The organism is Xanthomonas sp. WHRI 7064, from assembly GCF_040202355.2.
Classification (GTDB): Bacteria; Pseudomonadota; Gammaproteobacteria; order Xanthomonadales; family Xanthomonadaceae; genus Xanthomonas; species Xanthomonas arboricola.
In genome coordinates, this window is record NZ_CP167821.1 from 3,231,897 (window position 1) to 3,257,945 (window position 26,049).

The following is a 26,049-nucleotide window of genomic DNA, read 5'->3' on the forward strand; positions in this document are numbered from 1 at the left end:
GCTTGCATCGAAACAAAAAACGCTGCGGTGGCCCGCAGCGTTTTCGTCATTCCACCGGCCGATCTCGATCGCCTGACCGCAGCGTGCGGCAGCGCGGCGGTCAGTCCGGGCGCACGTCCACGCGCACACGAATGCGGTCGCCCGGGTTGTAGTCGCTGCGCGTGTGATAGGTGCGGCCGGCGTATTCGTAGGTCACGTCGTAGCCATCGACACGATCGCGTTCGCGCCGGTAGGACACCGGCTCGCAGACGCTGACGTTTCCCTGATAGTTGCGATTATTGGCTTCGTAGATCGAGCGGCCCGCTGCGACGCCGGCCATGGTGCCGACGGCGGTGCCGACCAGGCGGCCATTGCCACCACCGACCTGGCTACCAAGCACCGCACCGGCGATACCGCCGATCACGCTGGCCACGCCACGGTTGGATACACCGGCCTGGCCATAGCTGCCGCCATCGCGGTAGTAGCCGTCGTTGCTGGTGTAGTAGCCATCGGCCGGGCGGTTGTAGCAGCGTTCGCTGCTGCGCTCGTTATACGAATCGGTCACGATGATCGGGTCCACGCGCACTACCCGCGCATATTCGTAACGACCATCCTCATAGCTGCCACGTCCGTTGTAGCCGCTGTCATAGCGCTGCGCCGTTGCATTGCCTGCAACTGCCAGACCCATCACCAGAGCACCAAGCACAAGAGTTTTCATTGCAGCAGCTTCACAGGGAGGACACGCTGCCGATGCTCGGCCTGCGCCAGTGAAACCGCCCTGAACCAAACCGCCCTTGCAAAGCCCTATTCAGGTCGCCGCCAGCTGCGTGCGCCGGCAGCCATCGCCGGCGCACGCAAGGGGATCACGCCTGGTTGGAAAATTCGCTTTCCAGACTGATCGGCACCGCGCTCAGCGCCTTGGACACCGGGCAGTTCTTCTTTGCGGTGTCGGCCAGTTCGCGGAACTTGGCTTCGTCGATCCCCGGCACCACGGCCTTGAGCTTGAGGCGGATCTGCGACAGCTGCGGGCCGCCTTCCATCGACAGATCCACGTCTGCGCGCGTATCCAGCGAGGTCGGCGGAAAACCCGCTTCGCTCAGCTGTGCCGACAGCGCCATGGTGAAGCAGCCGGCGTGCGCGGCGGCGATCAGCTCTTCCGGATTGGTGCCCTTCTCGTCGCCGAAGCGGCTGCTGAAGGCGTAGCGGGTCTTGTCCATCAGCCCGCTTTGCGGCGTGCTGAGCTGGCCCTTGCCGGTCTTGAGGTCGCCTTCCCAGTGAGCGGTGGCGTGACGCGAAATACCCATTGCGATCTCCTGCGATGAAAGGAGCGGCCACGATAGGCGAGTGGATGTTATGGCGTGGTGCCTGGATTCGGGATTCGGGATTCGGGATTCGGGGATCGGGGATCGGGGATCGGGGATCGGGAATCGGGAATCGGGAATCGGGAATCGGGAATCGTAAGAGCAGGCCGTGCGCGCGTTCTGATGGCAAGGGTTTTGCGAGCGTCTGCGCGAAGACGCTCGGCCGGCGGCGACCGCGACCGCAGTGTGGGTGCGCGGTCGCGTCGCCGGGCTCGCTCAACCCAGCAGGGTTTCCAGTACGGCCATGCGCACCGCCACGCCGTTGGCGACCTGGCGCAGCACGCACGATTGCGCGCCGTCGGCGACTTCGTCGGTGATTTCCACGCCGCGGTTGATCGGGCCCGGATGCAGCACGGCAGCGTCGCGGCCGGCGCGTGCCAGGCGCTCGCGGGTGAGCCCGTAGTCGGCGTGGTATTGCTCCAGCGACGGCACCAGGCCTTCTTCCATGCGCTCGCGCTGCAGCCGCAGCATCATCAAGGCGTCGGCACCTTCCAGCATGGCGTCGAAGTCCTGGCCGACCACGCAACCATCCAGCATGTCGTCGTCGGGCAGCAGGCTGGCCGGACCGCAGACGCGGATCTCGCCGGCGCCCAGCGTGCGCAGCGCATGCAGGTCCGAGCGCGCAACGCGTGAGTGCTTCACATCACCGACAATCACCACCTTGAGCTTGGAAAAATCGGTGCCCTTGGCCTGGCGCAAGGTGAGCATGTCGAGCAGGCCCTGGGTGGGATGCGAACTGCGTCCGTCACCGGCGTTGATCAAGGCAGTGCCCTCGCCTGCGGCCGCGGCCAGCGCTTCCACCGCACCGTCGTCGGGATGGCGCACCACAAAGCCGCGTACGCCCATCGCCTCGAGGTTCTTCAGCGTGTCGCGCGCGGTCTCGCCCTTGCGGGTGGACGAGGTGGAGGCATCGAAGTTGAGCACGTCCGCGCCGAGTCGCTGCGCAGCCAGATGAAACGAGCTGCGCGTGCGCGTGGACGGTTCAAAGAACAGCGTGCACACCGCGGTGCCAGCGAGCACGCTGCGCTTGCCCACGCGCCCTACCGCCGCATCGCGGATCTGGCCGGCACGATCAAGCAGCTGCAGCAGCGTGGTGCGCGGCAGTCCTTCCAGGGTGAGCAGGTGGCGCAGGCGTCCGTCCGAATCGAGTTGCATGGTGGTCATCGCAGGTCGGGAGTGTCAGGGAAGAAGAGTGGCTTGGTCGGGCGCAGCCAACCAGCGTTCGACGATCACCGCGGCCGCCATCGCGTCCAGCGCCTCGGCATCGCGGCGGCGCTTGCGCCCGTCGGCGCGCTCGCGCGCGAAGCGCTGCGCGGCTTCGACCGAACTGGAGCGCTCGTCGATCAGCACCACCGGCAGCGCATAGCGCTCGCGCAGTTGGCGGGCGAAGGCATACGCGCGCTTGCGTGCGGGCTGGTCCTTGTCATCCAGGGTCAGCGGGTCACCGACCACCAGGCCGTCGGGACGCCATTGCTTGTGCACGCGGTCCAGCGCGACCCAGTCCGGGCCATTGGCATGCACATTGATGACGGCGACTGCACGCGCACCGGCACCGAGCGCAGTGCCGATGGCCACGCCGATGCGGCGCGATCCCACGTCGAAGCCCAGCACCGTGCCATCCGGGCGGATCGCGCCCGCCTCAGGCATGCCCGGAATAATCCGTCAGCCGGAACAGGTCCACGCCGATGCGCCCGGCAGCGGTCTGCCAGCGATCTTCCAGCGCGGTGGCGAATAGCACATTGGCGTCCGACGGCGCGGTCAGCCAGCTGTTCTCGCCCAGTTCGAATTCCAGTTGCCCCGCGCCCCAGCCGGCACAGCCCAGCGCCACCAGCGCATTGCGCGGGCCTTCGCCGGCCGCCATGGCTTCGAGAATGTCGCGCGAGGTGGTCAGGTAGACGCCCTGCCCCACTTCCAGGCTGGAATCCCAGTCGCGCGCATCGTCGTGGATGACGAAACCGCGCTCCGGGTGCACCGGCCCGCCGCTGAGCACGATCTGCTCGCGCAGGTGCTCGTCGACGGTGTCGATGCCCATTTGCGATAGGACCTCGCCCAGCGTGTATTCGGAGGGCCGGTTGACCAGCACGCCCATGGCGCCGTTCTCGTCGTGCTGGCAGATCAGCGCGACGCTGCGCGAAAAGGTGGGATCGGACAGCGCCGGAAGCGCGATCAGCAGTTGGTTGGCCAGAGGCGTGGGCAAAACAGACATGGCCGCATTCTAGCCGTTCGCTTCGTCGCGCGCAGAGCCGCTGCCATACTTGCTGCATGCGCGCGGCACCGGACTGCCGGTGCTGCCGATGGACAGCGGCCCCGCAGACGCCGCCGGTGGCACCCGGCAGGCAAGGCCGGCCCGTTCAGATTGCTGGTGGCTGCGCGGCGCGGACCTCGAGCTGCGCCGTGCTGCGATCGATCTGCTACGGCACCGCAGTCGATGCGTGCACCCACGCGTCGCTGTTCGGTCGCTATCGTGGCGGGCCGGACTCCCGGCCGTTGCGCCGGCCGCTGGTCCACCTACACCTGCTCCACCTATCAACAGGCATCTCATGAGCGGCTACTGCAGCATCGCCCCGGGCCATCCGGTCCACGGGCCCTATCACGACCACGAATACGGCTTTCCGCAGCGCGAGGAGCGCGAGCTGTTCGAGCGCCTAGTGCTGGAGATCAATCAGGCCGGGCTGAGTTGGGAAACCATCCTGCGCAAGCGCAGCAACTTCCAGCGCGCCTACGACGGCTTCGACGTGGACACGGTGGCCGCCTATGGCGAGAGCGACATTGCGCGGCTGCTCGGCGATGCCGGCATCATCCGCAACCGGTTGAAGGTGCTGGCGGCCATCCACAATGCGCAGGTCATCCAGCAGTTACGCGCCTCGCACGGCAGTTTCGCGCAATGGCTGGATGCACAGCATCCGCTCGACAAAGCCGCCTGGGTCAAGCTGTTCAAGAAGATCTTCCGCTTCACCGGCGGCGAGATCACCGGCGAGTTCCTGATGAGCCTGGGCTACCTGCCCGGCGCGCACCATGCCGATTGCCCGGTGTTTAAACGCATCCAGGCGCTATCGCCGCCGTGGCTGCGGCACGGCAAGGCCTAACCGCGACATCAGCGCGCAGACGCCGGCAGGCAGTTGCCCTGCCGCAGCTGCCGCGAAAATGCGCACATGCCGCCCCGGCATGATGAGTTCCGCTGCCGATCGCAGCGGAACCAACGGCGCGCTGGATCACACGCCCATATAACGATGCGGGCGGTGATTGAACATCAGCACCAGGCTCAGCATCAACGCGCCCAGCGCCGAATACAGCACCTTGTCCGGGGTGAGGACGCTGAAGGCGACCAGCATCAGCATCGCATCGAAACTCATCTGCACCTTGCCGGCACTCCAGCCGCGCTCGCGTTGCAGGTACACCGCCAGAATGCCGATGCCGCCCAGGCTACCGCGATGGCGGATGAAGAACAGGATGCCCAGGCCCGCCAGCGCGCCGCCGACGATCGCCGAAAACAGCGTGTTGATGTGCGCGTAATCGGCCCAGCGCGGCAGCAGGTCGGTGAGCGCACCGCAGGCGCCTACCGCGGCGAAGGTCTTCAGGGTGAATTCCCAGCCCATGCGACGCACGCTCAGCCAATAGAACGGCAGGTTGACCAGCACGAACACCAGGCCGAAGTTCCAGTGCAGCGCGTAATGCAGCAGGAAGGCCACGCCGGCCATGCCGCCGATCATCAGGCCGCCCTTGGCGAAGATCGCCAGGCCCAGCGAAGCCACCAGCGTCGCCAGCACCATGCCCTGCACGTCCTCGGCCACCGAGTGATGAAACGCGTGGTCGTCGGCCGAGGTGCCGGCCGAATCCGGTGGCGGAGTCAACGGACCGGAAGTCATCACTGTGCCGTCGTCGGGCAACGGCTGTTGCTCCGGACGGAGATCGGAATCGGGAAGGCTCACGGGCTGGGCACTGCGGTGGGGTGCGGATATTAGACACTATCGGCCCGCCTGGTTACATCTGAAACATCACCCCGCTGGTGTGTTGCAACGCTGCACGGTCATCGGCCGCGGCGGCGTCCGTCGCTGGCATCGCGCGCGGAACAGCTGCAAGCAGGACGCTGCAGCGAAGCCGGCACAGGCCATCCCTCTCCCATGCACGCCTGGCCATCCGCCACGGCGTGCAGCACTCCTGCAGGCGCTCAGCGAACCTCGGCGATCTCCACGCCATCCAGGCCCTGCGCAAGGGTCTTGGCGTCGCCGCCCTGCGACAGCTTGATGCGCAGGCGCACCTCGTTCTGCGAGTCGGCGTAGCGCAGCGCGTCTTCGTAGCTGATCTCACCGGCCTGGTACAGCTCGAACAGGCTCTGGTCGAAGGTGCGCATGCCCAGGTTGGTGGACTCCTTCATGATCTCCTTGAGCTTGTGGATCTCGCCGTCGCGGATGTAGTCCTGCACCAGCGGCGTGCCCAGCATGATCTCCATCGCCACGCGGCGGCCGCGGCCATCCGGGGTCGGAATCAACTGCTGCGCGACCACGCCCTTGAGATTGAGCGACAGGTCCATCAACAGCTGGTTGCGCCGATCTTCCGGGAAGAAGTTGATGATGCGGTCCATCGCCTGGTTGGCATTGTTGGCGTGCAGGGTGCACAGCACCAGATGGCCGGTTTCGGCGAAGGCCACGGCATGATCCATGCCTTCGCGGGTGCGCACCTCGCCGATCATGATCACGTCCGGCGCTTGGCGCAGGGTGTTTTTCAGCGCGTTTTCCCAGCTGTCGGTATCGATGCCGACTTCGCGCTGGGTGATGATGCAGCCCTCGTGCTTGTGCACGAATTCGATCGGGTCCTCGATGGTGATGATGTGCCCGGTGGAATTCTGGTTGCGGTAACCGATCATCGCCGCCAGCGAGGTGGACTTGCCGGTGCCGGTGGCGCCGACGAAGATGATGATGCCGCGCTTGGTCATCGCCAGCGTCTTGATCACCGGCGGCAGGCTCAACTCTTCCACCGTGGGGATGCGCGTTTCGATCCGGCGCAGCACCATGCCAACCTGGTTGCGCTGGTAGAAGCAGCTCACGCGAAAGCGCCCGACCCCGGACACGCCGATGGCGAAATTGCACTCGTGGGTCTTTTCGAATTCTTCGCGCTGCGACGGCGTCATCACGTTCAACACCAGATCGCGACTCTGTTGCGCGGTCAACGGGGTCTGGGTGATCGGACTGATCTTGCCGTGCACCTTGATCGCCGGCGGCATCCCCGAGGTGATGAACAGATCCGACGCCTTCTGGTGCGCCATCAGCTTGAGGAAGGAGGTGAAGTCGATGGTGCTCATGGCGTGCTCCTTCGGAGCCGGAAATGGGGAATCGAGAATCGGGAATTGGAAAAGCCGGGAGCCGGGACCGGTCAGGGATGCGTGCTTTCGCGATTCCCCTTTCCCGATTCCCTATTCCCGAATCACTCGAATATCCGCTTGTCCTTGGCGTACTCGCGTGCCTGGTTGCGCGTGATCAGGCTGCGCTTGACTAGGTCCTGCAGATGCTGGTCCAGCGTCTGCATGCCGTATTGCTGGCCGGTCTGGATCGAGGAATACATCTGCGCCACCTTGTCCTCGCGGATCAGGTTACGGATGGCCGGGGTGCCGACCATGATTTCCCAGGCCGCGGTGCGTCCGCCGCCGACCTTCTTCAGCAGCGCCTGCGAAATCACCGCACGCAGCGACTCGGACAGCATCGAGCGCACCATCGGCTTTTCGCCGGCCGGGAACACGTCGATGATGCGGTCGATGGTCTTGGCCGCCGAGCTGGTGTGCAGGGTGCCGAACACCAGGTGGCCGGTTTCGGCGGCAGTCAACGCCAGGCGGATGGTTTCCAGGTCGCGCAATTCGCCGACCAGGATGATGTCCGGATCTTCGCGCAGCGCCGAGCGCAGCGCCTCGTTGAAGCCATGCGTATCGCGGTGCACTTCGCGCTGGTTGATCAGGCACTTCTGCGAGGTATGCACGAATTCGATCGGATCCTCGACCGTGAGGATGTGGCCGTATTCGTTCTTGTTGATGTAGTCGATCATGCCGGCGAGCGTGGTCGACTTGCCCGAACCGGTCGGGCCGGTGACCAGGATCAAACCCTGCGGCTGGTCGATCAACTGGCGGAAGATCGGCGGGCAGCCCAGGTCTTCCAGCGTCAGCACTTCGGAAGGAATGGTACGGAACACCGCACCGGCGCCGCGGTTCTGGTTGAACGCATTGACGCGGAAGCGCGCCAGCGACGGAATCTCGAACGAGAAGTCGACCTCGAGGAATTCCTCGTAATCGCGACGCTGCTTGTCCGACATGATGTCGTAGACCAGCGCGTGCACCTGCTTGTGGTCCAGGGCCGGAATATTGATGCGACGGACATCGCCATCGACACGGATCATCGGCGGCAAGCCGGCCGACAGATGCAGGTCCGATGCCTTGTTTTTGACGGAAAACGCCAATAGTTCAGCGATATCCATGCGCTGCTTTTCCCCTAGGCTGCGATTGGAAGGTACTCCCCGAGCGGCAGTATAGCGTTCTGGCTGCTGGCGGGAAGCGGCGCGCGGCCGGTTCAGGCCGGCACCGTCGGCCGCGCCTGAAGGCGTTGGTTTGGAGGTGCGCCGCGGCACGGTCCTTGCCTGGGCCAGCGCCGCGCCGATCGCCAGCTCGTCCCGTCTGTGGGCAGGCTCGGCGCGGGCTGGCGCCATTGCAGCGTCATCGGCCGGCCCGATTCGGCGCGCCGGCTGGAAGGACGCAGCCGGGGGCGGCACTATAGCGTTCCTTTCCCCCCTGGATTGCCACGTGCCGGCTTCGTCGCTGCAGCAGATTCTCGATGCCATCCACGCCGCCGCGGCTCGGCACGCGCGCGCCGATGTGCGCCTGCTGGCGGTGTCCAAGACCCGGCCGGCAGATGCGGTTGCCGCGCTGGCGGCGCAGGGCCAGCGCGCATTCGGCGAAAACTACGTGCAGGAAGCGCAAACCAAGATTGCCCAACTGCAGACGCTGGGACTGGAGTGGCATCTGATCGGCCACCTGCAATCCAACAAGGCGGAACTGGCCAGCCAGTGGTTCGACTGGGTGCAGACCCTGGACCGCGCCAAGCTGATCGCGCCGCTGGCCAACCACCGCCCGGCCGGTCGCGCACCCTTGAATGTGCTGATCCAGGTCAACATCGACGACGAGGACAGCAAGCATGGTTGCGCGCCGGAGGCGGTCGACGGTCTGGCCGCGGCCATCGCGCTGCAGCCGCGGCTGCAATTGCGCGGCCTGATGGCGATTCCCGCGCCATTCCCCGAGCAGGCGCGCCGCATGGCGGCGTTTACCCGCATGCAGGTACTGTTCGAAGAACTCAAGCGCCGCTACCCGCAGGTGGATACCTTGTCGATGGGCATGAGCTCGGATTTTGCCGAAGCGATCGCGGCCGGCGCGACCATGGTGCGGGTCGGGACTGCGTTGTTCGGCGAACGCGGCTCGTCGGCTGCCGCGGCGTCCTGACCCCCGGTCCCGATCGGCCTCGCGTAGCACATCGCCGTTTCCTCTTACTTAAGGTGTCGCAATGACTCTGCCCTCTTCGCCCGCGCCTTCCACTGCAATCACCGCATTCGTCGGCGGCGGCAACATGGCGCGCAGCCTGATTGCCGGGCTGATCCGGCAAGGCGTGCCCGCGGCCAGCATCCGCGTCGCCGAGCCGGTGGCCGAACTGCGCGATGCGCTGTCGCGCGACTTCGGCGTGCATGCGGTGGAGCAGGCGCGCAGCTCCGTGGACGGCGCAGCCATCTGGGTGCTGGCGGTCAAGCCGCAGGTGCTGCCAGCGGTATGCGCGCAGCTGGCCGATCTTGCGCAGGCGCAGCAGCCGCTGCTGCTGTCCATCGCCGCCGGCATCACCGCTCCGCAGCTGGAGCGCTGGTCCGGCGGCGAGCTTGCGGTGGTGCGCGCAATGCCCAACACACCCGCCCTGCTCGGTGCCGGCGTCACCGGCTTGTATGCCAATCCACGCGTCTCCGACGCGCAACGCGCGCAGGCAACCGGCCTGCTGGAAAGCGCCGGTGTCACCGTCTGGATCGACGACGAGGCGCAGATGGATGCGGTGACCGCGGTCTCCGGCAGCGGGCCGGCCTATGTGTTTCTGCTGGCCGAAGCAATGGAAGCCGCCGCGCAGGCGCAAGGCCTGCCAGCCGACACCGCACGCACGCTGGTGCTGCAGACCCTGCTCGGTGCCTCGCGCATGCTGACCGAATCGGGCGAAGCACCGGAGCTGCTCCGCCGCCGGGTGACCTCGCCCAACGGCACCACGCAGGCGGCAATCGAGACATTTCAGGCCGGCCAGTTCGAAGCGCTCACCGCCAAGGCGATTGCCGCAGCGACCGAGCGCGGCCGTAGCCTGTCGGCGGCCAATGATTAGTCGACCGGTGACGGGACATCGTCCGAAGTAGGAATGTCTCGCAGCGCCGGCCGTGCCGCGCGCGGGAGTACAGCTGCAATTGCGCAGTTAAGCCGTCACCACATACAGCGCGTCGGCGCCTGTCAGGCGCGTAAAAACCCGGCGCACGCGACGGGCGCACACGGCAGCAGCAGCGCAAACGCAGCGGCTCGTCGGATCAAAACAAGGCCTCAGGAACACGCACCAACAGCCGGCGACGTCGGACGTCTCCTGCAAGGCGTAGCTATGCGGCGATACTTGATCGCGGCAGCGAACGCCACCGCCAGCTGCACGCCGTAGCCAATTCTCAGCGGCGAGCTCGATGCAAAACGCACACATGGCTTCGCGCAAACGATCTGCTGCTATGCGTCAGACACCGCATCGCCCTGCGCATTGCAGCCGTGTCGACAGCGCTTTCGCGGAGGTTTTCTGCCGCCGGTGAACGAATCCCCGTCAAAAGACGCTTTTTTTCGGTTGTTTCATCGTTTCCCTATTGGCGGCGCGCAGCAGTTGCCCTACATTTCGCGTTGCCGACTGGGTCGGCAGACCCAACACCACCAACGATCACGGAACACATAACTCATGGCAAAAACCGCCGCTAAGAAGGCTGCCCCCAAGAAGGCAGTGAAAAAGGTCGCCGCGACCAAGACCGCAAAGCCGGCCAAGGCCGCTGCTGCCAAGTCCGCTGCGCCGAAGCCGATCAAGGAAGCGCTGAGCAAGACCGGCCTGGTCGCGCACATTGCCGAATCCACCCAGCTGGCTCCGAAGGACGTCCGCGCTGTTCTGGCGACGCTGGAATCGGCCGCTCATTCGTCGCTGAGCAAGAAGGGCGCCGGCTCGTTCACCCTGCCGGGCATGCTGAAGCTGACCAGCGTCCATGTGCCGGCCAAGCCGAAGCGCAAGGGCATCAACCCGTTCACCAAGGAAGAGCAGACCTTTGCAGCGAAGCCGGCCAGCTTCAAGGTCAAGGCTCGCCTGCTGAAGAAGTTGAAGGACGCCGCGCTCTAATCGAGCACGCCTGCGTTGTCACGAAGGCGGCCTGCGGGCCGTCTTTTTTTTGCGCGCGTGCGACCGCCCGCATCACTCCCCACATACCGCTCATCGCCGCTTGCCTACCCTGCACGCTGATTTGCAACGCAGCAGGTGCATGTGACCGATCCGTCGTCTCCTCGCCCATCCACACCGCCGTCATCGGCAACCCGCAGCCCCGCGCGCCGGGTGCGCCGGCTGCTAGTGTCGATCGCGCTGCTGTGCGCCCTGGGTGTGACCGCGCGCTGGGCATGGCAGTTGCCGGTTGCCGAACAATTGCGTACCAGTTGGGAGCTGTCGCGCATGCCGCCACCCGTGCAGTTGTCGGTTCCGGTCGAAGGCGTGCAGGCGCGCCGCATCGCCGACACCTTCGGCGCACCGCGCGGTCGCGACCGACGCCATGCCGGCGTGGATATCTTCGCGCCGCGCGGCACGCCGGTGCTGTCCGCAACACGCGGGGTGGTCAGCGCCATCCGCGATCAAGGCCTGGGCGGCAAGCAGGTCTGGGTGCTCGGGCCGGCGATGGAGCGCCATTACTACGCGCACCTGGACGATTGGGCCGCCGGGCTGGCCGTTGGCGATGTCGTCGAGCCCGGCACACCGCTCGGCATGGTCGGCACCACCGGCAATGCGCGCGGCACGCCGCCGCATCTGCACTATGGTGTCTATGGGCGCAACGGTGCGTACGATCCACTGCCGCTGCTGCGCAAACCCGTGCCACAGCCGGCACAGTGAGCATGCTGGAACACTGCGTCATGGCCTGAGCTATCGAGGCCGTTGCTGGCTACGCCTATGGTGGAGTCAGCCCAAGGAACGACGCCCCACTCCATGTCCCGAAAACGCTATCGCATTACGGTCACGCCCATCGAGAGCGATGGCCGCCCCTGCAGCGATCGCTGCACCATCGAATTCGAACAGCGCTCGCGGGCCGACTGGATGCGGCTGCTCGAGGAGCTGCACCTGCGACGCGATCTGAGCAGCGACGAATGTGCGGCGCTGACAGTCGGTTCGCAACTGCTGGAAGACCTGGCCGCCCGCCCGCGCGCGCAGCCAAGCGATGCACTGGAGGCCTTGCGGCCAAAACTGCAGTTGCTGCTGGAGCGCCTGCAACGCGTGCAACCGGCCGCCGGCACCTGAGACCGGCGTCGCGGCGACCGCTACACTGCGCGCATCGGGGACGGGAGATGCGCCATGCGTGGGTTGGGGATCGTCATGCTGGCAACGGCAATTGCCGGTTGCAGTTGCCATCGCAGCGCTGACAAAGAAACGGGCAACGCGGCAGCGTCCTCGCACATTGCCGCGGCGACGCAAAGGCCGACTACCGCCACCGCGGGCAACACGCCCGCACGACCCGCAAGCGATGCCACCCCTGACGATGCGGTTGCGCGCGCCAACTTCGCTAAAGCAAGCGCGACCGTTCAGCGATACCTGGGCGCATTGCCAGGTGCGGCACGCGGCGATGCCGATGCACTGTGGAGCGGCGGTCGCCCTGCGCCGGTGCCGGACGATGCGGCGCTGCGCGGTATCGGCAATATCCAGTCGATGCGTATCAATAACGACGCGCCCATCGCACTGGATCAGGAACAGCCCCCGCGCCGGATCGAAGTGCCGGTGCAACTGATCGTGCGCACCGACACCGGCACCCAACGCCTGGTCGGCGCCTACCGGCTGCAGCCGCGCAGCGGCAGCGACGACTGGGAGATCTACTCGGCCACCCTGCACCCGGTATTGCGCTAACCCACGGTTCACCGGCAACGACTAATGTGATCGCACCTGTTGCCGGAGTCACCCGATGAAACTGCGTTCGCTTGCCGGATCCATGCTTGCCCTCGCTCTGGCGCTACCCACGACCAGCGCGTGGGCGACGCCGCAGATCCAGGGACACCAGATCAGCGTACAGGGCAGCGACCTGCAGCAATTCCTCGGTGGCCGCTTCCCGCAGACGCACGACGCGCTGGGCGGCTTGGTCGAGATGACGGTCAGCAATCCGGCACTGTCACTTCCGCCGGGCGACCGGCTCAAGATGGCCTTCGACCTGGCGCTCGCCACTGCCGGCGGCGCGCCTGCACCGGTCGGCAATGTGACCCTGACCAGCGCACTGCGCTACGACACGGCCAAGCAGGGCTTTTATCTCGATCAGCCCACCATCGATGATTTCCGCCCAGCCAACGCCGGCGCAAAACTCGACCACAGCACCCGCCAGCTGCTCAATGCCTGGCTGGCCGATTACGCGCGCAAGGAGCCGATCTATCGTATCGACCCGGCCATCGCGGCGGTGATGGGCAATGTGCAGGTGGAGTCGGTCGGCATCCAGAACGGCCGCGTCGCGGTGAATTTCAACCAGAACATCGAGCAGCTGGTGCCGGCCGCTGCATTGTCCGGGAAATAGGCTGACGCGCCAGTTGCGACGCAGGACCGAAGCGCGCCGTCATGCTGTCGCGCCGATCTGCGCAAACGGCCATCGGACCAAGACAAAGGCCCGGCGTCACCACGCCGGGCCTTTGTTTTCATCTCAACGTTGCAAGGGAGCGATCAAGCCACCAGGGCTTTGGCCACTGCAGCGGTGAAGGCCGGGATATCGTCGGGCTTGCGGCTGGTGATCAGCGACCCGTCGACAACTACCTCCGCATCCTGCCAGCGTGCGCCGGCATTGCGCAGGTCGGTCTTGACCGACGACCACGAGGTGACGTCACGGTCGCGAACCAGATCGCTTTCCACCAGCAGCCACGGGCCGTGGCAGATCGCGGCGACCGGCTTGTCGGCACTGGCAAAGGCCTGGATGAATGCGATCGCCTTGGCGTCGCCGCGCAAGGTGTCGGGGTTAAGCACCCCGCCGGGCAGCACCAGCGCGTCGTAGCTGTCGACCTTGGCCTGATCCAGCCGCTGGTCCACCGGCACCGAATCGCCCCAGTCGGTCTTGTTCCAGGCGCGGATCTGCGCAGCGTCGCCGGGCGCAATTACATCGACCTTGGCGCCCCAGGATTCCAGCAGGCGCTTGGGCTCAATGAGTTCGGATTGTTCGAAGCCATCGGTGGCCAGCACTGCGATGGTCTTGCCGGAGAGCGAATACGACATGCGGGGACTCCTTACTGAAAAGAAGCCCGCACGCTAGGCGTGCGCCTGTTGCGCATGAGTGAATCGATGTGTGCGCCGCGTCAGTGCGACGCCGGCAAACCGGTGCTCAGCGTTTGGGCTGCAGCATCGTGCCGGTGCAGTTCTTCGACCCGCAGCGGCATGCCCAGATCTTCTTCAAACGCGGCGTATGCCGCTCGGCCAGGGTGATGCCGTAGTTGTAGGTGAGCTCTTCGCCGGCCTTGATCGCGCGCTTGGCCTCGATGAAGATCTTGTCCTTGCTGCGGTCGTCGCCCTCGGCTTCTTCGATCACCGCTTCGCAATTGGGGTTGCAGCTGTGGTTGATCCAGCGCGCGACATTGCCCTCGTAATTGGCATCCAGCACATAGTCGTCGCTGAGCGTGAACAGGAAGGTGTGGCCACTCTCTACATCGCCGGTGTCATCGGCATCCACTTCCGCATGCGTGCGCAGGCGCCCCTTGTACTGGATGATGCGCTCGCCCTTGCGGAGCGCGGCGAGGGCGAACATGCCATTGCCGTGGATACGTGACTTGCGGGCGGCAACTTTGCGCGACATGAAGGGGTCCAGTGATGGGGCCGCTCATTGTGACTGCAGTGCGACGATGCGCCAAGCACAAGCGCAGCAGTACCCGCAACGGCTGCTGCTTGCCGGCTGCTGCTTGCCGGCGGCTGAACCAGGCAGGTGGCCCTGCCCCGGCTAAAAGCGTACAATTTCGGTCCGCTTTCGGATTTATCGCCTTCCCATGTTGCGCGTCACCAAACTCACCGATTACGCCACCGTAGTGTTGACCGTCCTGGCAGCGCGCTGCGGCCAGGTGCTCAGCGCCAGCGAACTTGCCGAGCAGGCCGGCCTGGAAGCGCCGACCGTGAGCAAGATCCTCAAGCCGCTGTCGCAGGCGGGCCTGGTCGAAGGGCTGCGCGGCGTGCACGGCGGCTACCGGCTGGCGCGCGCGGCCAGCGAGATCACGCTGGTGGAAATCGTCGAGGCGATGGAAGGCCCGCTGGCGATCACCGAATGCAGCCAGGACCACAGCCAGTGCGGCATCGCGCAGACATGCGGGGTGCGTTCCAACTGGCGCCTGATCAACGACGTGGTCGGCGATGCATTGCGTCGCGTCACGCTCGCACAGATGTTGCAGCCCCTCTCTCTCCCTGGCGACAGCCGTCGGCGTTCCATCGCCGCACGCGTCGCGACCACCTGACCCTGTAGGCAGCCCGATGGCCACCGAACTTGCACCCCCGCAGAATGCCGAAATTATCGAACGGCTGGGCCGACGCTACGACGCCGGCTTCATCACCGAGATCGAATCGGACTCGCTCCCGCCCGGCCTGGACGAGGTCGTCATCCGTGCCTTGTCGGCCAAGAAGGACGAGCCGCAATGGATGACCGACTGGCGTCTTGAGGCGTATCGGCACTGGCTGAAGATGCCGATGCCGGAATGGGCGAAGCTGAAGGTCTCGCCGATCGACTTTCAGGCGCTGAGCTACTACTCCGCGCCCAAGGGCCCGAAGTACGCCTCGCTGGACGACGTGCCCAAGGAACTGCTCGACACCTACGATAAGCTCGGCGTGCCGTTGCACGAGCGCGCCCGGCTGGCCGGCGTGGCGGTGGATGCGGTGTTCGACTCGGTCTCGGTCGGCACCACCTTCCGCAAGGAACTGGCCGAAAAGGGCGTGATCTTCTGCTCGATGTCCGAGGCGATCAAGGAACATCCGGAGATCGTCAAACAGTATCTGGGCAGCGTGGTGCCGGTCGGCGACAACTATTTCGCCGCGCTCAACTCGGCGGTGTTCTCCGACGGCAGCTTCGTGTTCATTCCTGCGGGCGTGCGTTGCCCGATGGAACTGAGCACCTATTTCCGCATCAATGCCGGCCACACCGGGCAGTTCGAGCGCACCCTGATCGTGTGCGAGGACAAGGCCTACGTGTCGTATCTGGAAGGCTGCACCGCACCAATGCGCGACGAAAACCAGCTGCACGCGGCGGTGGTCGAGCTGGTGACGCTGGAAGATGCCGAGATCAAGTATTCGACCGTGCAGAACTGGTACCCGGGCGACGAGGAAGGCCGTGGCGGCATCTACAACTTCGTCACCAAGCGTGCCGAATGCCGTGGCGCGCGCAGCAAGGTCACCTGGACCCAGGTCGAAACCGGCTCGGCGATCACCTGGAAGTACCCGTCCTGCGTGCTGCTCGGCGACGACTCGGTCGGCGAGTTCCACTCGGTGGCGCTGACCCATCACCGTCAGCAGGCCGACACCGGCACCAAGATGATCCACATCGGCAAGCGCACCAAGAGCAAGATCGTCAGCAAGGGCATCAGTGCAGGCCGCGGGCAGAACACCTATCGCGGTCTGGTCAAGGTGGACCGCAATGCCGACGGCGCACGCAACTACACCCAGTGCGACTCGTTGTTGATCGGCAAGCAGTGCGGCGCGCACACCTTCCCCTATATCGAGGTGAAGAATCCCGGCGCCACCGTCGAGCACGAGGCCACTACCTCCAAGATCAGCGACGACCAGCTGTTCTATTGCCGCGCGCGCGGCATCAGCCAGGAAGACGCGGTGTCGCTGATCGTCGACGGCTTCTGCAAGCAGGTGTTCCGCGAGCTGCCGATGGAGTTCGCGGTGGAAGCCAAGAAGCTGCTGGAAGTCTCGCTGGAAGGCAGCGTCGGCTGACGCCAACGGAATCGGGAGTGGGGAATGGAGAATCGGTATTGGTTCTCTTTCCTGCTCCTTGCCGCGCCAACGTCTCGCATTACCCATTCCCTATTCTCGATTCCCTATTCCCTATTCCCATGCTTACGATCAACAACCTCCACGCCAGCATCGCCGGCAAAGACATCCTCAAGGGCCTGTCGCTGGACATCCAGCCGGGCCAGGTGCACGCCATCATGGGGCCCAACGGCGCCGGCAAATCCACGCTGGGCAACGTGCTGGCCGGGCGCGACGGCTATGAGGTCAGCGCCGGCACCGTGCAGTTCGAAGGCAAGGACCTGCTTGAGCTGCCGCCGGAAGAACGCGCCGCTGCCGGCCTGTTCCTGGCCTTCCAGTACCCGGTGGAAATCCCCGGCGTCAACAACACCTATTTCCTGCGCGCCGCACTCAATGCGCAGCGCAAGGCGCGTGGTGAGGACGAGCTGGATTCGATGCAGTTCCTCAAGCTGGTGCGGCAGAAGCTGGCCGTGCTGCATCTGAAGGACGAGCTGCTGCATCGCGGCGTCAACGAAGGCTTCTCCGGTGGCGAAAAGAAGCGCAACGAGATCTTCCAGTTGGCCGTGCTTGAGCCCAAGCTCGCCATCCTGGACGAGACCGATTCGGGCCTGGACATCGATGCGCTCAAGAGCGTGGCCGACGGCGTCAACGCGCTGCGCTCGCCGGAGCGTTCGTTCTTGGTGATCACCCACTATCAGCGCCTGCTCGACTACATCACCCCGGACGTGGTGCATGTGCTGGCAGAAGGCCGCATCGTGCAGAGCGGCGGCCCGGAACTGGCGCTGGAGCTGGAAAAGCACGGCTACCACTTCCTGAAGGACCGCGTGGTGCCCGAGGCGGCTGCCTGATGAGCGCCCTGCTGGAATCCCTCGCCCGCGGCTTCTGCGGCAACGATGCGCGCCGGGTCGAACTCGATGCCGCGCTGCAGGCCGGCCTGCCCGGCCCGCGCGCCGAAGCCTGGAAGTACACCTCGCTGCGGCAGCTGGAGCGGCGCAGCTTCCAGCCCGCGCCGCTGGTGCCGACGCTGATCGACGCCGCGCTGCTGGACGAGATCCCGTCGCCGCGGCTGGTGTTCGTCAACGGCCGCCCGTCCGACGCATTGAGCGACCTGTCGACGCTGCCGGACGGCGTGCAGCTGGACACCTTGTCTGCGTCGCTGGCCGCCGGCGACGAGGCGCAGCAGTTGCTCGGCCGCCGTTTCGAAGGCAGCGATGAAATCTTTGCACGCCTCAACGCCGCACTTGCCGACGAAGGCGTGCTGGTGCGCGTGCAGGACGGCGCGCAGATCGAGGCGCCGCTGCATCTGGTCTTCATCGGCGTGGCCGGCGAGCACGACCTGTCCTGGCACCACCGCCACCTGATCGAACTGCGCGCCGGCGCGGCGCTGAACGTGGTCGAGCACCACCTGCATGTCGGCGATGCCGCGCATCTGCACAACAGCCTGATGCATGTGCATCTGGCCCAGGATGCGGTGCTGTCGCATGCCCGCGTGCAGGCCGACAGCGCGCACGCAACGTCGCTGCTGCGCACCGATGCGGTGCTGGCACGCAATGCGCGCTATCAGCGCGTGGATCTGGAACTGGGTGCCAACCTGTCGCGCCATGAGCTCAACGTGCGCCTGGAGGGCAACAATGCCCAGCTCACCGCCAATGGTGTGTTGCTCGGCAACGGCCGCCGCCATGTCGATACACGGCTGGGCATCGCGCACATCGCACGCGACACCACCTGCGAGCTGGTCTGGCGCGGCGTGGGCGCCGATCGCAGCCGGGTGGTCTTCCACGGCGGCATCAACATCCGTCCGGGCGCCGATGGCACCGACGCGCGGCTGTCGAACAAGAACCTGCTGCTGTCGGCCAATGCCGAGATCGACACCCAGCCGGTGCTGGTGATCGATGCCGAGGAAGTGCAGGCCGCGCATGGCGCCACCGTCGGCCAGCTCGACGACAATGCCTTGTTCTACCTGCGCTCGCGCGGTCTGCCGCAGGCCGAGGCGCAGCGTTTGTTGAGCGCGGCGTTCTGCCACGAGCCGCTGCGCGTGCTCCCCGCCGCGCTGAGTGCGGTGCTGGCGCTGCAGCTGGACCGCGCACTGGCCTCGGCAGGCGTGGCATGAACGCGCCCGCCGCCACGCAACTGGCCGCGCCGGACTGGGAGCGCGTGCGCTCGGATTTCCCGTTGTTGATGCGACAGGTGCATGGCAAGCCGCTGATCTATTTCGACAACGCCAACACCGGGCAGAAGCCGCTGCAGGTCATCGCCGCGACCGACGAGTTCTATCGTCGCCAGAACGCCAATGTGAGCCGCGCGGTGCATGCGCTGGGCACCGAGGCCACCGACGCCTTCGAAGGCGCGCGCAGCAAGCTCGCCCGCTTTCTCAACGTGCGTGCCGACGAACTGGTGCTGTGCAGCGGCACGACCTTTGCAATCAATCTGGTGGCCTATTCCTGGGCGCTGCCGCGCCTGGGCGCTGGCGATGTGATCCTGATTTCGCGCATGGAGCACCACGCCAACATCGTGCCGTGGCAGCTTGTGGCGCAACGCACCGGCGCGACCATCCGCGTGGCCGAGATCACCCCGGACGGCGCGCTGGATCTGGACGCCTTGCGCAAGGCGATGACGCCGGAGGTCAAGCTGCTGGCGATCACGCATGTGTCCAATGTGCTGGGCACGGTCAATCCGGTACGCGAGATCTGCCGCGAGGCGCGCAAGCGCGGCATCGTCACCGTGGTGGACGGCTCGCAGGCGGCGCCGCATCGGCGTATCGACGTGGCCGGCATCGGCTGCGATTTCTACGCCATCACCGGCCACAAGATGTGCGGGCCCACCGGCACCGGCGCGCTGTGGGCACGGCGCGAACACCTGCAGGCGATGCCGCCTTTCCTGGGTGGCGGCGAGATGATCAAGGAGGTCAGTTTCGAGGGCACGGTGTTCAACGATGCCCCGCACAAGTTCGAAGCCGGCACCCCCAACATCGCCGGTTTCATCGGCCTGGGCGCGGCAGTCGATTACCTGGAGTCGGTCGGGCTAGCGCACGTGGAAGCGCGCGAGGCCGAGCTGCTGGCGCATTTCACCGAAGAACTGCAGCGCATCGACGGCCTGCGCATCTTCGGCACCACGCCGGACAAGGCCGCTGTTGTGTCGTTCCTGATCGAGGGCGCGCATGCGCACGACCTGGCCACCCTGCTCGACCTGGAAGGCGTCGCGGTCCGCTCGGGCCAGCACTGCGCGCACCCGCTGCTGCAGTACTACGGCGTCGCCGCCACCTGCCGCGCCTCGCTGGCGTTCTACAACACGCATGACGAGATCGAGCGCTTCGTTGCTGCGTTGGTGAAGGTGCGTCGCCTGCTGGGTTGATTGGAATCGGGAATCGGGAATGGAGAATCGGAAAAGCGGCTCTCCCGCATACTGATGCAGTTCGACACGTTGGAAGTAGCTCATCGAGCGGCGCAACGCTTTTCCCGATTCCCGATTCCCGATTCCCGATTCCCGATTCCCGATTCCCGATTCCCGATTCCCGATTCCCGATTCCCGATTCCCGATTCCCGATTCCCGATTCTCCAATCCCGACTCCCGCTAAACTGCTCCCATGCAGACCACCACCTTCCGTACCGCCACCGTCGACGACATCGACGCCCTTGTGTCGCTGGTGACCTCGGCCTATCGCGGTGATGTCAGCCGCGTTGGCTGGACCACCGAGGCCGATTTTCTCGACGGCGCGCGGATCGATCCTGCGGTGCTGCGCGAGGACCTGTTGCGCGACCGCAGCCTGGTGCTGCTGGTTGAACAGGACGGGCGTCTGCGGGCCTGCGCGCATATCGCCGACGACCACGGCGCCGGCTACTTCGGCATGTTTGCGGTGGACCCCGCGCTACAGGGCAGCGGGCTGGGCAAGACGCTGCTGGCCGAGGCCGAGCGTATCGCCTACACCGAGTGGCAGCTGCCGGTGATGCGCATGACCGTGATCGACATCCGCGACGAGTTGATCGCGTTCTACGAGCGACGCGGTTACCGCCGCACCGGCGTCTTCAAGCCGTTCCCGTATGGCGACGAGCGTTTCGGCGTGCCGCTGCGCCAGGACCTGCGCTTCGAGGTGCTGGAAAAACCGCTTGGCGGCGCAGCGCCGTGAGTGACACCTGGACCTTCGTCTGCGCCAGCGAGGCGCTGCTGCCCGGCGAACTGCAGACCGTCTGGGATGAGGTGACCGACACCCCGATCGTCATCTTCAACCTCGACGGCGAGCTGTACGCGCTGGAAGACCGCTGCAGCCACGAAGACTACGAATTGTCGCCGGGCACGTTCGACCCGGCAGAAGGCAGCATCGAGTGCCTGCTGCACAGCGCCCGCTTCGACATCCGCGGCGGCCGCCCGCTGTGCGCACCGGCCTACACCGCGGTGCCCAAGTTCCCGGTCAAGCGCGAACACGGCGGCATCTGGACCCGCGACGACCGCTGACACCAGCCGGACCCGTGCGTGACACGGTCGCCATGAGCGCAGACCGCTCAGGACGCTGATCCGCAGTCTCGGCCCCGTCCGGCGCGTGCCCGGGCGTACGCAGATCCGCGCCCCGCAGGAAAAGGACGCGCTGCCACGCCAGCGAGCGCGACCATTTGTGCAAGCGACACCTCGGCCCGCCAGCCGACACAAACCCGCGCGGCTCCCTATGCAACCCCGCATCGATCGCCGCAATGGCCTGACGCCTCGGCCAGCGCGATTGCCCGGAGCATGTCGCCAGCCGACAAAGATTGCAAAGAAGAATGATTTGCATTTAAGATCGCAGCCCTTCAGGCCTTCTTAACAACTGGCCTGCCCTGCGATCCCATGCGCCCAGCTCTGTTCGACACTTTTTTTCCGATCCTGCCCCGCATGCGCCCTGCTGCGCAGCGCCTGTGCGTGTCCGGAGACTGGTCGGGCCGCCCGGCCGCCTGGGGCTAGCCGGCGCGCATTCCCCGATCCGCCTTCCCATCCCGCATCCGCCGAGCCATCGCCAGGCCGGAGCCTCGCTTTCCTCTTCGAGACGCCTCATGACTCCCAGGATTTCCCCGCTCACCTCGGCCGTGCTGCTGACGCTGTCCGCTCCTGCCTTCGCCCAGCCTGGCGATGCGCCGGCGCCTCCGGGCGCGGTCGATCTGGACGCCATCCGGGTGCAGCAGGAACGCGCGCAGAAGCCGTCCTCGCCCAAGTACACCGAAGTGCTGCGTGACACGCCGCAGACGATCACCGTGGTCACCAAGCAGACCATGGACCAGCAGAACCTGCTGTCGCTGCGCGATGTGCTGAGCACCTTGCCCGGTATCACCTTCGGCGCCGGCGAAGGCGGCGGTGGCTATGGCGACAGCATCAACCTGCGCGGCTTCACCGCCAGCAGCGACATCACCACCGATGGCGTGCGCGACAGCGCGCAGTACAGCCGCAGCGACACCTTCAACCTGGAAGCGGTGGAGCTGATCAACGGCGCCAACTCGGCCATGTCCGGCGCCGGCTCGGTTGGCGGCAACATCAATCTGGTCACCAAGACCGCCGGCCAGGGCGACTTCACCAATGTCGTGGTCGGTGGCGGCAGCGACCGCTATGGCCGGCTGACTGCCGACAGCAATTACGATTTCGAAAACGGCACCGCCGTGCGCCTGAACGCGATGGGCCACACCCAGGACGTGCCGGGGCGCGACGAGGAGTTCCGCCATCGCTGGGGCTTTGCGCCGTCGGTGGCGTTCGGCCTGGGCTCGGATACCCGCTTCACCCTGAGCTACCTGCACCAGCACGACAACAACCTGCCGCAGTACGGCGTGCCGTTCGCACTCAGCCCGTTCAACGACGGCCCGCTGCCGGGCGTGGACCCGGAAACCTTCTTCGGTTACCGCAATACCTCGCGTCAGGAAATCGACGTGGACATGCTGACCGGCGTGCTGGAAATGGATTTCGACGACAACGTCAAACTGCGCAGCCTGGCGCGCGTGCAGCGCGTCGACCAGACCACCAATGCCACCGCACCGCAGGGCACCTGGTGCCTGCCCAACGGCACCGACCCGTACACCGGCCGCGCCTGCGTCGGCCAGCCGGCGGCCAGCTGGAACCCCAACAGCGGCCCGCGTGGCCTGGTCCGCGAGACGGAAAACTTCATCGCACACAGCCAGACCGACCTGACCGCCACCCTGCACACCGGCGCCATCGAGCACCGCGTGGTCGCAGGCGTGGCCTTCAGCAAGGAAGACTTTGAACTCAATAGCGGCACCACCTTCCGCAATGCCGATGGCTCCACCACCGGCATCACCTACCCGGTGCAGTCCTTCGACAATCCCTACAACATCTGGACCGGCCCGCAGAATTATTTCCGCACCGGGCGCAGCAAGGGCAGCCTGACCAATCAGGCGGTCTACCTGTTCGACACGCTGCAGTTCAACGAACAGTGGATGCTCAACCTGGGCGGCCGCTACGAGCACAACGAAGGCGACAGCACCACCTATACCGTCAACGCCGCCGGCAACGTCACCGGTGTGAGCGCGGGCTTCCCGGCCGGCAGCGAAGAGGACCTGTTCTCGTATCGTGCCGGCCTGGTGTTCAAGCCGGCCGAGAACGCCAGCCTGTATCTGTCCTACGCCAACAGCAAGACGCCGTCCAAGGCCTCGGTCAACGGCTCGTGCACGCCGATCGCCACGGCCACCGCCGGCGCCAACTGCAATGTCGAGCCGGAGACGGCGGTCAACATCGAACTGGGCGGCAAGTGGGACGTGCTGGACCAGCGTCTGGCACTGACCGCTGCGCTGTTCCGCAACGAGCGCGAAAACTACAAGGTCAACAGCGGCGATCCGCTGATCCCCGAGCAGGTGCTGGACGGCAAGGCACGCGTGGACGGCATCGCGCTCGGCGCCGCCGGTTATTTGACCGACCGCTGGTCGATCTTCGCCAACTACACCTTCCTGGACAGCGAAGTGCTGCAGAGCGTGTCCAACCGCACCGAGAGCCTCACCGGCGACCCGGTGGCCGGACGCGACCTGGTGCAGACCCCGCGCAATGCCGGCAACATCTGGACCACCTATACGCTCAACCAGTGGACCTTCGGCTACGGCGTCACCTACCAGGGCGGTTTCTATCCCAACAACGCCTCGGCCGCGGCCTATCGCAAGACCGACGACTACTGGGTGCACCGCGCGATGGTCGGCCTGCGCGTCAACGACTGGCTCAGCCTGCAGTTGAACGTCAACAACCTGTTCGACGAGGAGTACTACACCAGCGTGCGCAACAACCTCACCGTCAATGCGGCCGGCACCGTCACCGCCGGCAGTGGCTGGGCGCTTCCGGGCGAAGGCCGCTCGGCGGTGTTGAGCGCCACCTTCAGTTTCTGACCCACTGGCACGCCGCCCGCACAACGCGGGCGGCGTGGAGACCACCGCATGTTGCTGCCCATTCCCGATGTTCTCAGCCCCGCCCAGCTCACCGAGCTGCGCGCGCGGCTGGACGCGGCCGACTGGGCGGACGGCCGCATCACCGCCGGCCATCAGTCGGCGCAGGCCAAGGACAACGCACAACTGCCCGAAGACAGCGCCATTGCACGCGAGGCCAGCGCGCTGGTACTGGACGCGCTCTCGCGCAGCAGCACGTTTTTTTCGGCGGTATTGCCGCGGCGCATCTATCCGCCGCTGTTCAATCGCTACAGCGGCGGGCAATCGTTCGGCTACCACGTCGACAACGCGATCCGCTACGACCGCAGTCGCGGCGGCGCGGATCCAGTGCGCACCGATGTTTCGGCCACCTTGTTTCTCAGCGACCCGGACAGCTACGACGGCGGCGAGCTGGTGATCGAAGACACCTACGGCACGCAGTCGGTGAAGCTGCCGGCCGGGCACCTGGTGATCTATCCCGGCACCAGCCTGCATCGGGTAATGCCGGTGACCCGCGGCGCGCGTGTCGCCTGTTTCTTCTGGACGCAAAGCATGCTGCGCGACGATGCGCAGCGTCGCCTGCTGTTCGAACTGGACGTGTCGATCCGGCGGCTCACCCAGGACACCCCCGGCCATCCGTCGCTGATCCAGCTCACCGGCGTGTATCACAACCTGCTGCGGCAATGGGCCGATGTCTGAGCCCGCACTGGACCCGGCGCAGCTGATCGAGCTGCTGCACACGCAACCCGATCGCGCGGTCGCGCTGCTGCGTAAGGCCGCCGAGCGCCAGGATCTGGCCGCGCAACTGCTGCTCGCCCAGCTCTACGCCGAAGGCCGCGGTATCCCCGCCGATCCGGCCATGGCGATGCTGTGGTACGAAGTCGCCGCCAATGCCGGGCATGCGGAAGCGATGAACCAGTTGGGGCGCTGCCACGAACTGGGCTTCGGCACCTCGTGCAACGAGGTACTGGCGGCGCTGTGGTACCGCCGCGCCGCCGAGCATGGGCTGGATTGGGGCATGTACAACCTCGCCCATCTGTATGGCTCCGGCCGCGGCGTGGCGCAGGACCACGCGCAGGCGTTGACGCTGTATCGCACCGCCGCCGAGCGCGGGCATGCCAAGTCGATGAACTTCGTGGCGCGCTATCTCGACCAGGGCCTGGCCTGCGCTGCCGATCCGGTCGCCGCGCGCCACTGGTATCGCCGCTCCGCCGAAGCAGGCGATTTCCGCGGCCAGGCCGGTTACGCCACCTTGCTCGCAGACGCCGGCGACATCGACCAGGCCGAACGATGGATGCGCCGTGCGATCGCCGGCGGGCATGCCGGCTTTCTGCAACAGCTCACGCCGTTGCTGGCGGGTGCAACGCAGCCACGTCTGCGCGCGTTGCTGGGCGAAGTGGCCGCGCGGCAATCGCACCTGCAGCCGTCGCTCGCAGTGGATGTGGCCTGAGCGCGCCATGGCGACCTCCAACGACACGCTTGCCACCTCCCAGCAACGCCGCGGTTTCTGGCTGCGCATGCTGCATCAATGGCACTGGATCAGTTCGGCGCTGTGCCTGATCGGCATGCTGCTGTTCGCCATCACCGGGCTGACCTTGAACCATGCCGCGCGCATCGAAGCCAGCCCTTCGACCGAACACCGCACGCTCACGCTGCCGCCGGCCCTGCTGAAGTCCCTGGGCAGCCGCGAAGAAGGCGATGCCCCGCTGCCGCCACGCGTGGCGCAGTGGCTGGGGCGTGAGCTGGATATCAGCATCGGTAACCGTGCCGGCGAATGGTCGGCCGACGAGGTGTATCTGGCGCTGCCGCGTCCTGGTGGCGATGCCTGGCTGAGCCTGGACCGCAGCACCGGCGCGATCGAATACGAGCGTACCGGGCGCGGTGCCATCGCCTATCTCAACGATCTGCACAAGGGACGCAATGCCGGGCCGGCCTGGGGCTGGTTCATCGACGTGTTCGCCATCGCCTGCCTGGTGTTCTGCATCACCGGGCTGTTCCTGCTGCATCTGCATGCGCGCCAGCGCCGCATGACCTGGCCATTGGTCGGCCTGGGTCTGCTGATTCCGTTGCTGCTCGCCCTGCTGTTGATCCACTGACTTTTTC

The 26,049-nt window shown here is 66.0% G+C and carries 29 protein-coding genes; 19 read left to right on the forward strand and 10 right to left on the reverse strand.

Annotation, left to right across the window (positions count from 1 at the left end):
* Nucleotides 1-100: 100 nt before the first annotated feature.
* The 5 genes from ABQY74_RS13880 to ABQY74_RS13900 form a co-directional block, all read right to left on the reverse strand.
* Nucleotides 101-697 (reverse strand): glycine zipper 2TM domain-containing protein, encoded by a 597-nt coding sequence (locus ABQY74_RS13880; protein ID WP_026064289.1) that lies wholly within the window; start codon nucleotides 695-697, stop codon nucleotides 101-103.
* A 145-nt stretch (nucleotides 698-842) separates the two neighbouring features.
* Nucleotides 843-1,283, reverse strand: a complete 441-nt coding sequence (locus ABQY74_RS13885) for an OsmC family protein (protein ID WP_016902361.1) — start codon at nucleotides 1,281-1,283, stop codon at nucleotides 843-845.
* A gap of 273 nt (nucleotides 1,284-1,556) precedes the next feature.
* On the reverse strand, nucleotides 1,557-2,504 hold the full coding sequence (locus ABQY74_RS13890; RefSeq protein ID WP_039526216.1) for an aspartate carbamoyltransferase catalytic subunit: 948 nt from the start codon (nucleotides 2,502-2,504) through the stop codon (nucleotides 1,557-1,559).
* A 15-nt stretch (nucleotides 2,505-2,519) separates the two neighbouring features.
* Nucleotides 2,520-2,987 carry a Holliday junction resolvase RuvX gene (gene ruvX, locus ABQY74_RS13895; RefSeq protein ID WP_349791888.1) on the reverse strand — a complete coding sequence of 156 codons (468 nt, stop codon included), beginning with the start codon at nucleotides 2,985-2,987 and terminating at the stop codon, nucleotides 2,520-2,522.
* Nucleotides 2,980-3,546, reverse strand: a complete 567-nt coding sequence (locus ABQY74_RS13900; RefSeq protein WP_011051924.1) for a YqgE/AlgH family protein — start codon at nucleotides 3,544-3,546, stop codon at nucleotides 2,980-2,982. Before ABQY74_RS13900 ends, ruvX begins: the two co-directional genes overlap by 8 nt.
* Nucleotides 3,547-3,880: 334 nt before the next feature.
* Here ABQY74_RS13900 and ABQY74_RS13905 point away from each other — a divergent pair, with 334 nt between their 5' ends.
* Nucleotides 3,881-4,426, forward strand: a complete 546-nt coding sequence (locus tag ABQY74_RS13905; protein WP_104553954.1) for a DNA-3-methyladenine glycosylase I — start codon at nucleotides 3,881-3,883, stop codon at nucleotides 4,424-4,426.
* Nucleotides 4,427-4,552: 126 nt separating this feature from the next.
* On the opposite strand, the gene ABQY74_RS13910 is transcribed toward ABQY74_RS13905, so the two are convergent.
* The 3 genes from ABQY74_RS13910 to ABQY74_RS13920 all read right to left on the reverse strand — a co-directional run bounded on the left by ABQY74_RS13910 (nucleotide 4,553) and on the right by ABQY74_RS13920 (nucleotide 7,799).
* Nucleotides 4,553-5,227, reverse strand: a complete 675-nt coding sequence (locus ABQY74_RS13910; protein WP_164741848.1) for a YitT family protein — start codon at nucleotides 5,225-5,227, stop codon at nucleotides 4,553-4,555.
* 281 nt (nucleotides 5,228-5,508) lie between these two features.
* The gene (locus ABQY74_RS13915) at nucleotides 5,509-6,639 is read right to left on the reverse strand and encodes a PilT/PilU family type 4a pilus ATPase (protein WP_016902355.1); all 1,131 of its coding nucleotides are present in this window, start codon (nucleotides 6,637-6,639) and stop codon (nucleotides 5,509-5,511) included.
* 122 nt (nucleotides 6,640-6,761) lie between these two features.
* Nucleotides 6,762-7,799: a type IV pilus twitching motility protein PilT gene (locus ABQY74_RS13920; protein ID WP_003489919.1), complete on the reverse strand. Its 1,038-nt coding sequence runs from the start codon at nucleotides 7,797-7,799 to the stop codon at nucleotides 6,762-6,764.
* Between the two features lie 322 nt (nucleotides 7,800-8,121).
* On the opposite strand from ABQY74_RS13920, the gene ABQY74_RS13925 reads away from it, so the two are divergent.
* The 7 genes from ABQY74_RS13925 to ABQY74_RS13955 all read left to right on the forward strand — a co-directional run bounded on the left by ABQY74_RS13925 (nucleotide 8,122) and on the right by ABQY74_RS13955 (nucleotide 13,157).
* The gene (locus tag ABQY74_RS13925) at nucleotides 8,122-8,814 is read left to right on the forward strand and encodes a YggS family pyridoxal phosphate-dependent enzyme (protein WP_016902354.1); all 693 of its coding nucleotides are present in this window, start codon (nucleotides 8,122-8,124) and stop codon (nucleotides 8,812-8,814) included.
* Nucleotides 8,815-8,875: 61 nt separating this feature from the next.
* The gene (gene proC, locus ABQY74_RS13930; RefSeq protein ID WP_104553953.1) at nucleotides 8,876-9,721 is read left to right on the forward strand and encodes a pyrroline-5-carboxylate reductase; all 846 of its coding nucleotides are present in this window, start codon (nucleotides 8,876-8,878) and stop codon (nucleotides 9,719-9,721) included.
* Between the two features lie 600 nt (nucleotides 9,722-10,321).
* Entirely contained in the window at nucleotides 10,322-10,747 is a 426-nt protein-coding gene (locus ABQY74_RS13935; protein ID WP_026064288.1) for an HU family DNA-binding protein, read from the forward strand.
* A gap of 135 nt (nucleotides 10,748-10,882) precedes the next feature.
* A complete protein-coding gene (locus ABQY74_RS13940) occupies nucleotides 10,883-11,503 on the forward strand; it encodes a M23 family metallopeptidase (RefSeq protein ID WP_127159715.1) in 621 nt (206 codons plus the stop codon).
* Nucleotides 11,504-11,596: 93 nt separating this feature from the next.
* The gene (locus ABQY74_RS13945; protein ID WP_024940752.1) at nucleotides 11,597-11,905 is read left to right on the forward strand and encodes a DUF3861 family protein; all 309 of its coding nucleotides are present in this window, start codon (nucleotides 11,597-11,599) and stop codon (nucleotides 11,903-11,905) included.
* A 54-nt stretch (nucleotides 11,906-11,959) separates the two neighbouring features.
* Entirely contained in the window at nucleotides 11,960-12,505 is a 546-nt protein-coding gene (locus ABQY74_RS13950) for a hypothetical protein (protein WP_164741839.1), read from the forward strand.
* Between the two features lie 55 nt (nucleotides 12,506-12,560).
* The gene (locus tag ABQY74_RS13955; RefSeq protein ID WP_016902348.1) at nucleotides 12,561-13,157 is read left to right on the forward strand and encodes a DUF1439 domain-containing protein; all 597 of its coding nucleotides are present in this window, start codon (nucleotides 12,561-12,563) and stop codon (nucleotides 13,155-13,157) included.
* A 143-nt stretch (nucleotides 13,158-13,300) separates the two neighbouring features.
* Here the strand turns inward: ABQY74_RS13955 and ABQY74_RS13960 are convergent, their stop codons facing one another.
* Both ABQY74_RS13960 and ABQY74_RS13965 read right to left on the reverse strand, forming a co-directional pair.
* Nucleotides 13,301-13,843: a type 1 glutamine amidotransferase domain-containing protein gene (locus ABQY74_RS13960; protein WP_046343621.1), complete on the reverse strand. Its 543-nt coding sequence runs from the start codon at nucleotides 13,841-13,843 to the stop codon at nucleotides 13,301-13,303.
* A 106-nt stretch (nucleotides 13,844-13,949) separates the two neighbouring features.
* Entirely contained in the window at nucleotides 13,950-14,417 is a 468-nt protein-coding gene (locus ABQY74_RS13965) for an SET domain-containing protein (RefSeq protein WP_016902346.1), read from the reverse strand.
* 187 nt (nucleotides 14,418-14,604) lie between these two features.
* Here ABQY74_RS13965 and ABQY74_RS13970 point away from each other — a divergent pair, with 187 nt between their 5' ends.
* The 11 genes from ABQY74_RS13970 (at nucleotide 14,605) to ABQY74_RS14020 (ending at nucleotide 26,042) form a co-directional block, all read left to right on the forward strand.
* Nucleotides 14,605-15,063 (forward strand): SUF system Fe-S cluster assembly regulator, encoded by a 459-nt coding sequence (locus tag ABQY74_RS13970; RefSeq protein WP_016902345.1) that lies wholly within the window; start codon nucleotides 14,605-14,607, stop codon nucleotides 15,061-15,063.
* Nucleotides 15,064-15,079: 16 nt separating this feature from the next.
* Entirely contained in the window at nucleotides 15,080-16,537 is a 1,458-nt protein-coding gene (gene sufB / locus ABQY74_RS13975; protein ID WP_349791892.1) for a Fe-S cluster assembly protein SufB, read from the forward strand.
* Nucleotides 16,538-16,656: 119 nt separating this feature from the next.
* Complete coding sequence (sufC, locus tag ABQY74_RS13980) at nucleotides 16,657-17,421, forward strand: Fe-S cluster assembly ATPase SufC (protein WP_039519836.1); 765 nt, start codon at nucleotides 16,657-16,659, stop codon at nucleotides 17,419-17,421.
* On the forward strand, nucleotides 17,421-18,683 hold the full coding sequence (gene sufD / locus ABQY74_RS13985; RefSeq protein WP_102584995.1) for a Fe-S cluster assembly protein SufD: 1,263 nt from the start codon (nucleotides 17,421-17,423) through the stop codon (nucleotides 18,681-18,683). The genes sufC and sufD overlap by 1 nt, the downstream gene beginning before the upstream one ends.
* Nucleotides 18,680-19,924, forward strand: a complete 1,245-nt coding sequence (locus tag ABQY74_RS13990; RefSeq protein WP_024938768.1) for a cysteine desulfurase — start codon at nucleotides 18,680-18,682, stop codon at nucleotides 19,922-19,924. The genes sufD and ABQY74_RS13990 overlap by 4 nt, the downstream gene beginning before the upstream one ends.
* A gap of 232 nt (nucleotides 19,925-20,156) precedes the next feature.
* A complete protein-coding gene (locus ABQY74_RS13995; RefSeq protein WP_126962988.1) occupies nucleotides 20,157-20,696 on the forward strand; it encodes a GNAT family N-acetyltransferase in 540 nt (179 codons plus the stop codon).
* Nucleotides 20,693-21,022: a non-heme iron oxygenase ferredoxin subunit gene (locus ABQY74_RS14000; RefSeq protein ID WP_126962990.1), complete on the forward strand. Its 330-nt coding sequence runs from the start codon at nucleotides 20,693-20,695 to the stop codon at nucleotides 21,020-21,022. The genes ABQY74_RS13995 and ABQY74_RS14000 overlap by 4 nt, the downstream gene beginning before the upstream one ends.
* 569 nt (nucleotides 21,023-21,591) lie before the next feature.
* Nucleotides 21,592-23,910 (forward strand): TonB-dependent siderophore receptor, encoded by a 2,319-nt coding sequence (locus tag ABQY74_RS14005; RefSeq protein ID WP_065049132.1) that lies wholly within the window; start codon nucleotides 21,592-21,594, stop codon nucleotides 23,908-23,910.
* 48 nt (nucleotides 23,911-23,958) lie between these two features.
* Nucleotides 23,959-24,645, forward strand: coding sequence for a Fe2+-dependent dioxygenase (locus tag ABQY74_RS14010; RefSeq protein WP_104559349.1), 687 nt, complete (start codon nucleotides 23,959-23,961; stop codon nucleotides 24,643-24,645).
* On the forward strand, nucleotides 24,638-25,396 hold the full coding sequence (locus ABQY74_RS14015) for a tetratricopeptide repeat protein (protein ID WP_349791895.1): 759 nt from the start codon (nucleotides 24,638-24,640) through the stop codon (nucleotides 25,394-25,396). The genes ABQY74_RS14010 and ABQY74_RS14015 overlap by 8 nt, the downstream gene beginning before the upstream one ends.
* Before the next feature lie 7 nt (nucleotides 25,397-25,403).
* Entirely contained in the window at nucleotides 25,404-26,042 is a 639-nt protein-coding gene (locus tag ABQY74_RS14020) for a PepSY-associated TM helix domain-containing protein (RefSeq protein WP_349791897.1), read from the forward strand.
* Nucleotides 26,043-26,049: the final 7 nt, after the last annotated feature.

What these genes read in the sequence shown, in the direction of transcription:
- ABQY74_RS13880 (WP_026064289.1), bottom strand. Translation starts at nt 697, where the DNA reads ATGAAAACTCTTGTGCTTGGTGCTCTGGTGATGGGTCTGGCAGTTGCA.
- ABQY74_RS13885 (WP_016902361.1), bottom strand. Translation starts at nt 1,283, where the DNA reads ATGGGTATTTCGCGTCACGCCACCGCTCACTGGGAAGGCGACCTCAAG.
- ABQY74_RS13890 (WP_039526216.1), bottom strand. Translation starts at nt 2,504, where the DNA reads ATGACCACCATGCAACTCGATTCGGACGGACGCCTGCGCCACCTGCTC.
- ruvX (WP_349791888.1), bottom strand. Translation starts at nt 2,987, where the DNA reads ATGCCTGAGGCGGGCGCGATCCGCCCGGATGGCACGGTGCTGGGCTTC.
- ABQY74_RS13900 (WP_011051924.1), bottom strand. Translation starts at nt 3,546, where the DNA reads ATGTCTGTTTTGCCCACGCCTCTGGCCAACCAACTGCTGATCGCGCTT.
- ABQY74_RS13905 (WP_104553954.1), top strand. Translation starts at nt 3,881, where the DNA reads ATGAGCGGCTACTGCAGCATCGCCCCGGGCCATCCGGTCCACGGGCCC.
- ABQY74_RS13915 (WP_016902355.1), bottom strand. Translation starts at nt 6,639, where the DNA reads ATGAGCACCATCGACTTCACCTCCTTCCTCAAGCTGATGGCGCACCAG.
- ABQY74_RS13920 (WP_003489919.1), bottom strand. Translation starts at nt 7,799, where the DNA reads ATGGATATCGCTGAACTATTGGCGTTTTCCGTCAAAAACAAGGCATCG.
- proC (WP_104553953.1), top strand. Translation starts at nt 8,876, where the DNA reads ATGACTCTGCCCTCTTCGCCCGCGCCTTCCACTGCAATCACCGCATTC.
- ABQY74_RS13935 (WP_026064288.1), top strand. Translation starts at nt 10,322, where the DNA reads ATGGCAAAAACCGCCGCTAAGAAGGCTGCCCCCAAGAAGGCAGTGAAA.
- ABQY74_RS13945 (WP_024940752.1), top strand. Translation starts at nt 11,597, where the DNA reads ATGTCCCGAAAACGCTATCGCATTACGGTCACGCCCATCGAGAGCGAT.
- ABQY74_RS13950 (WP_164741839.1), top strand. Translation starts at nt 11,960, where the DNA reads ATGCGTGGGTTGGGGATCGTCATGCTGGCAACGGCAATTGCCGGTTGC.
- ABQY74_RS13955 (WP_016902348.1), top strand. Translation starts at nt 12,561, where the DNA reads ATGAAACTGCGTTCGCTTGCCGGATCCATGCTTGCCCTCGCTCTGGCG.
- ABQY74_RS13960 (WP_046343621.1), bottom strand. Translation starts at nt 13,843, where the DNA reads ATGTCGTATTCGCTCTCCGGCAAGACCATCGCAGTGCTGGCCACCGAT.
- ABQY74_RS13965 (WP_016902346.1), bottom strand. Translation starts at nt 14,417, where the DNA reads ATGTCGCGCAAAGTTGCCGCCCGCAAGTCACGTATCCACGGCAATGGC.
- ABQY74_RS13970 (WP_016902345.1), top strand. Translation starts at nt 14,605, where the DNA reads ATGTTGCGCGTCACCAAACTCACCGATTACGCCACCGTAGTGTTGACC.
- sufB (WP_349791892.1), top strand. Translation starts at nt 15,080, where the DNA reads ATGGCCACCGAACTTGCACCCCCGCAGAATGCCGAAATTATCGAACGG.
- sufC (WP_039519836.1), top strand. Translation starts at nt 16,657, where the DNA reads ATGCTTACGATCAACAACCTCCACGCCAGCATCGCCGGCAAAGACATC.
- sufD (WP_102584995.1), top strand. Translation starts at nt 17,421, where the DNA reads ATGAGCGCCCTGCTGGAATCCCTCGCCCGCGGCTTCTGCGGCAACGAT.
- ABQY74_RS13990 (WP_024938768.1), top strand. Translation starts at nt 18,680, where the DNA reads ATGAACGCGCCCGCCGCCACGCAACTGGCCGCGCCGGACTGGGAGCGC.
- ABQY74_RS13995 (WP_126962988.1), top strand. Translation starts at nt 20,157, where the DNA reads ATGCAGACCACCACCTTCCGTACCGCCACCGTCGACGACATCGACGCC.
- ABQY74_RS14005 (WP_065049132.1), top strand. Translation starts at nt 21,592, where the DNA reads ATGACTCCCAGGATTTCCCCGCTCACCTCGGCCGTGCTGCTGACGCTG.
- ABQY74_RS14010 (WP_104559349.1), top strand. Translation starts at nt 23,959, where the DNA reads ATGTTGCTGCCCATTCCCGATGTTCTCAGCCCCGCCCAGCTCACCGAG.
- ABQY74_RS14015 (WP_349791895.1), top strand. Translation starts at nt 24,638, where the DNA reads ATGTCTGAGCCCGCACTGGACCCGGCGCAGCTGATCGAGCTGCTGCAC.
- ABQY74_RS14020 (WP_349791897.1), top strand. Translation starts at nt 25,404, where the DNA reads ATGGCGACCTCCAACGACACGCTTGCCACCTCCCAGCAACGCCGCGGT.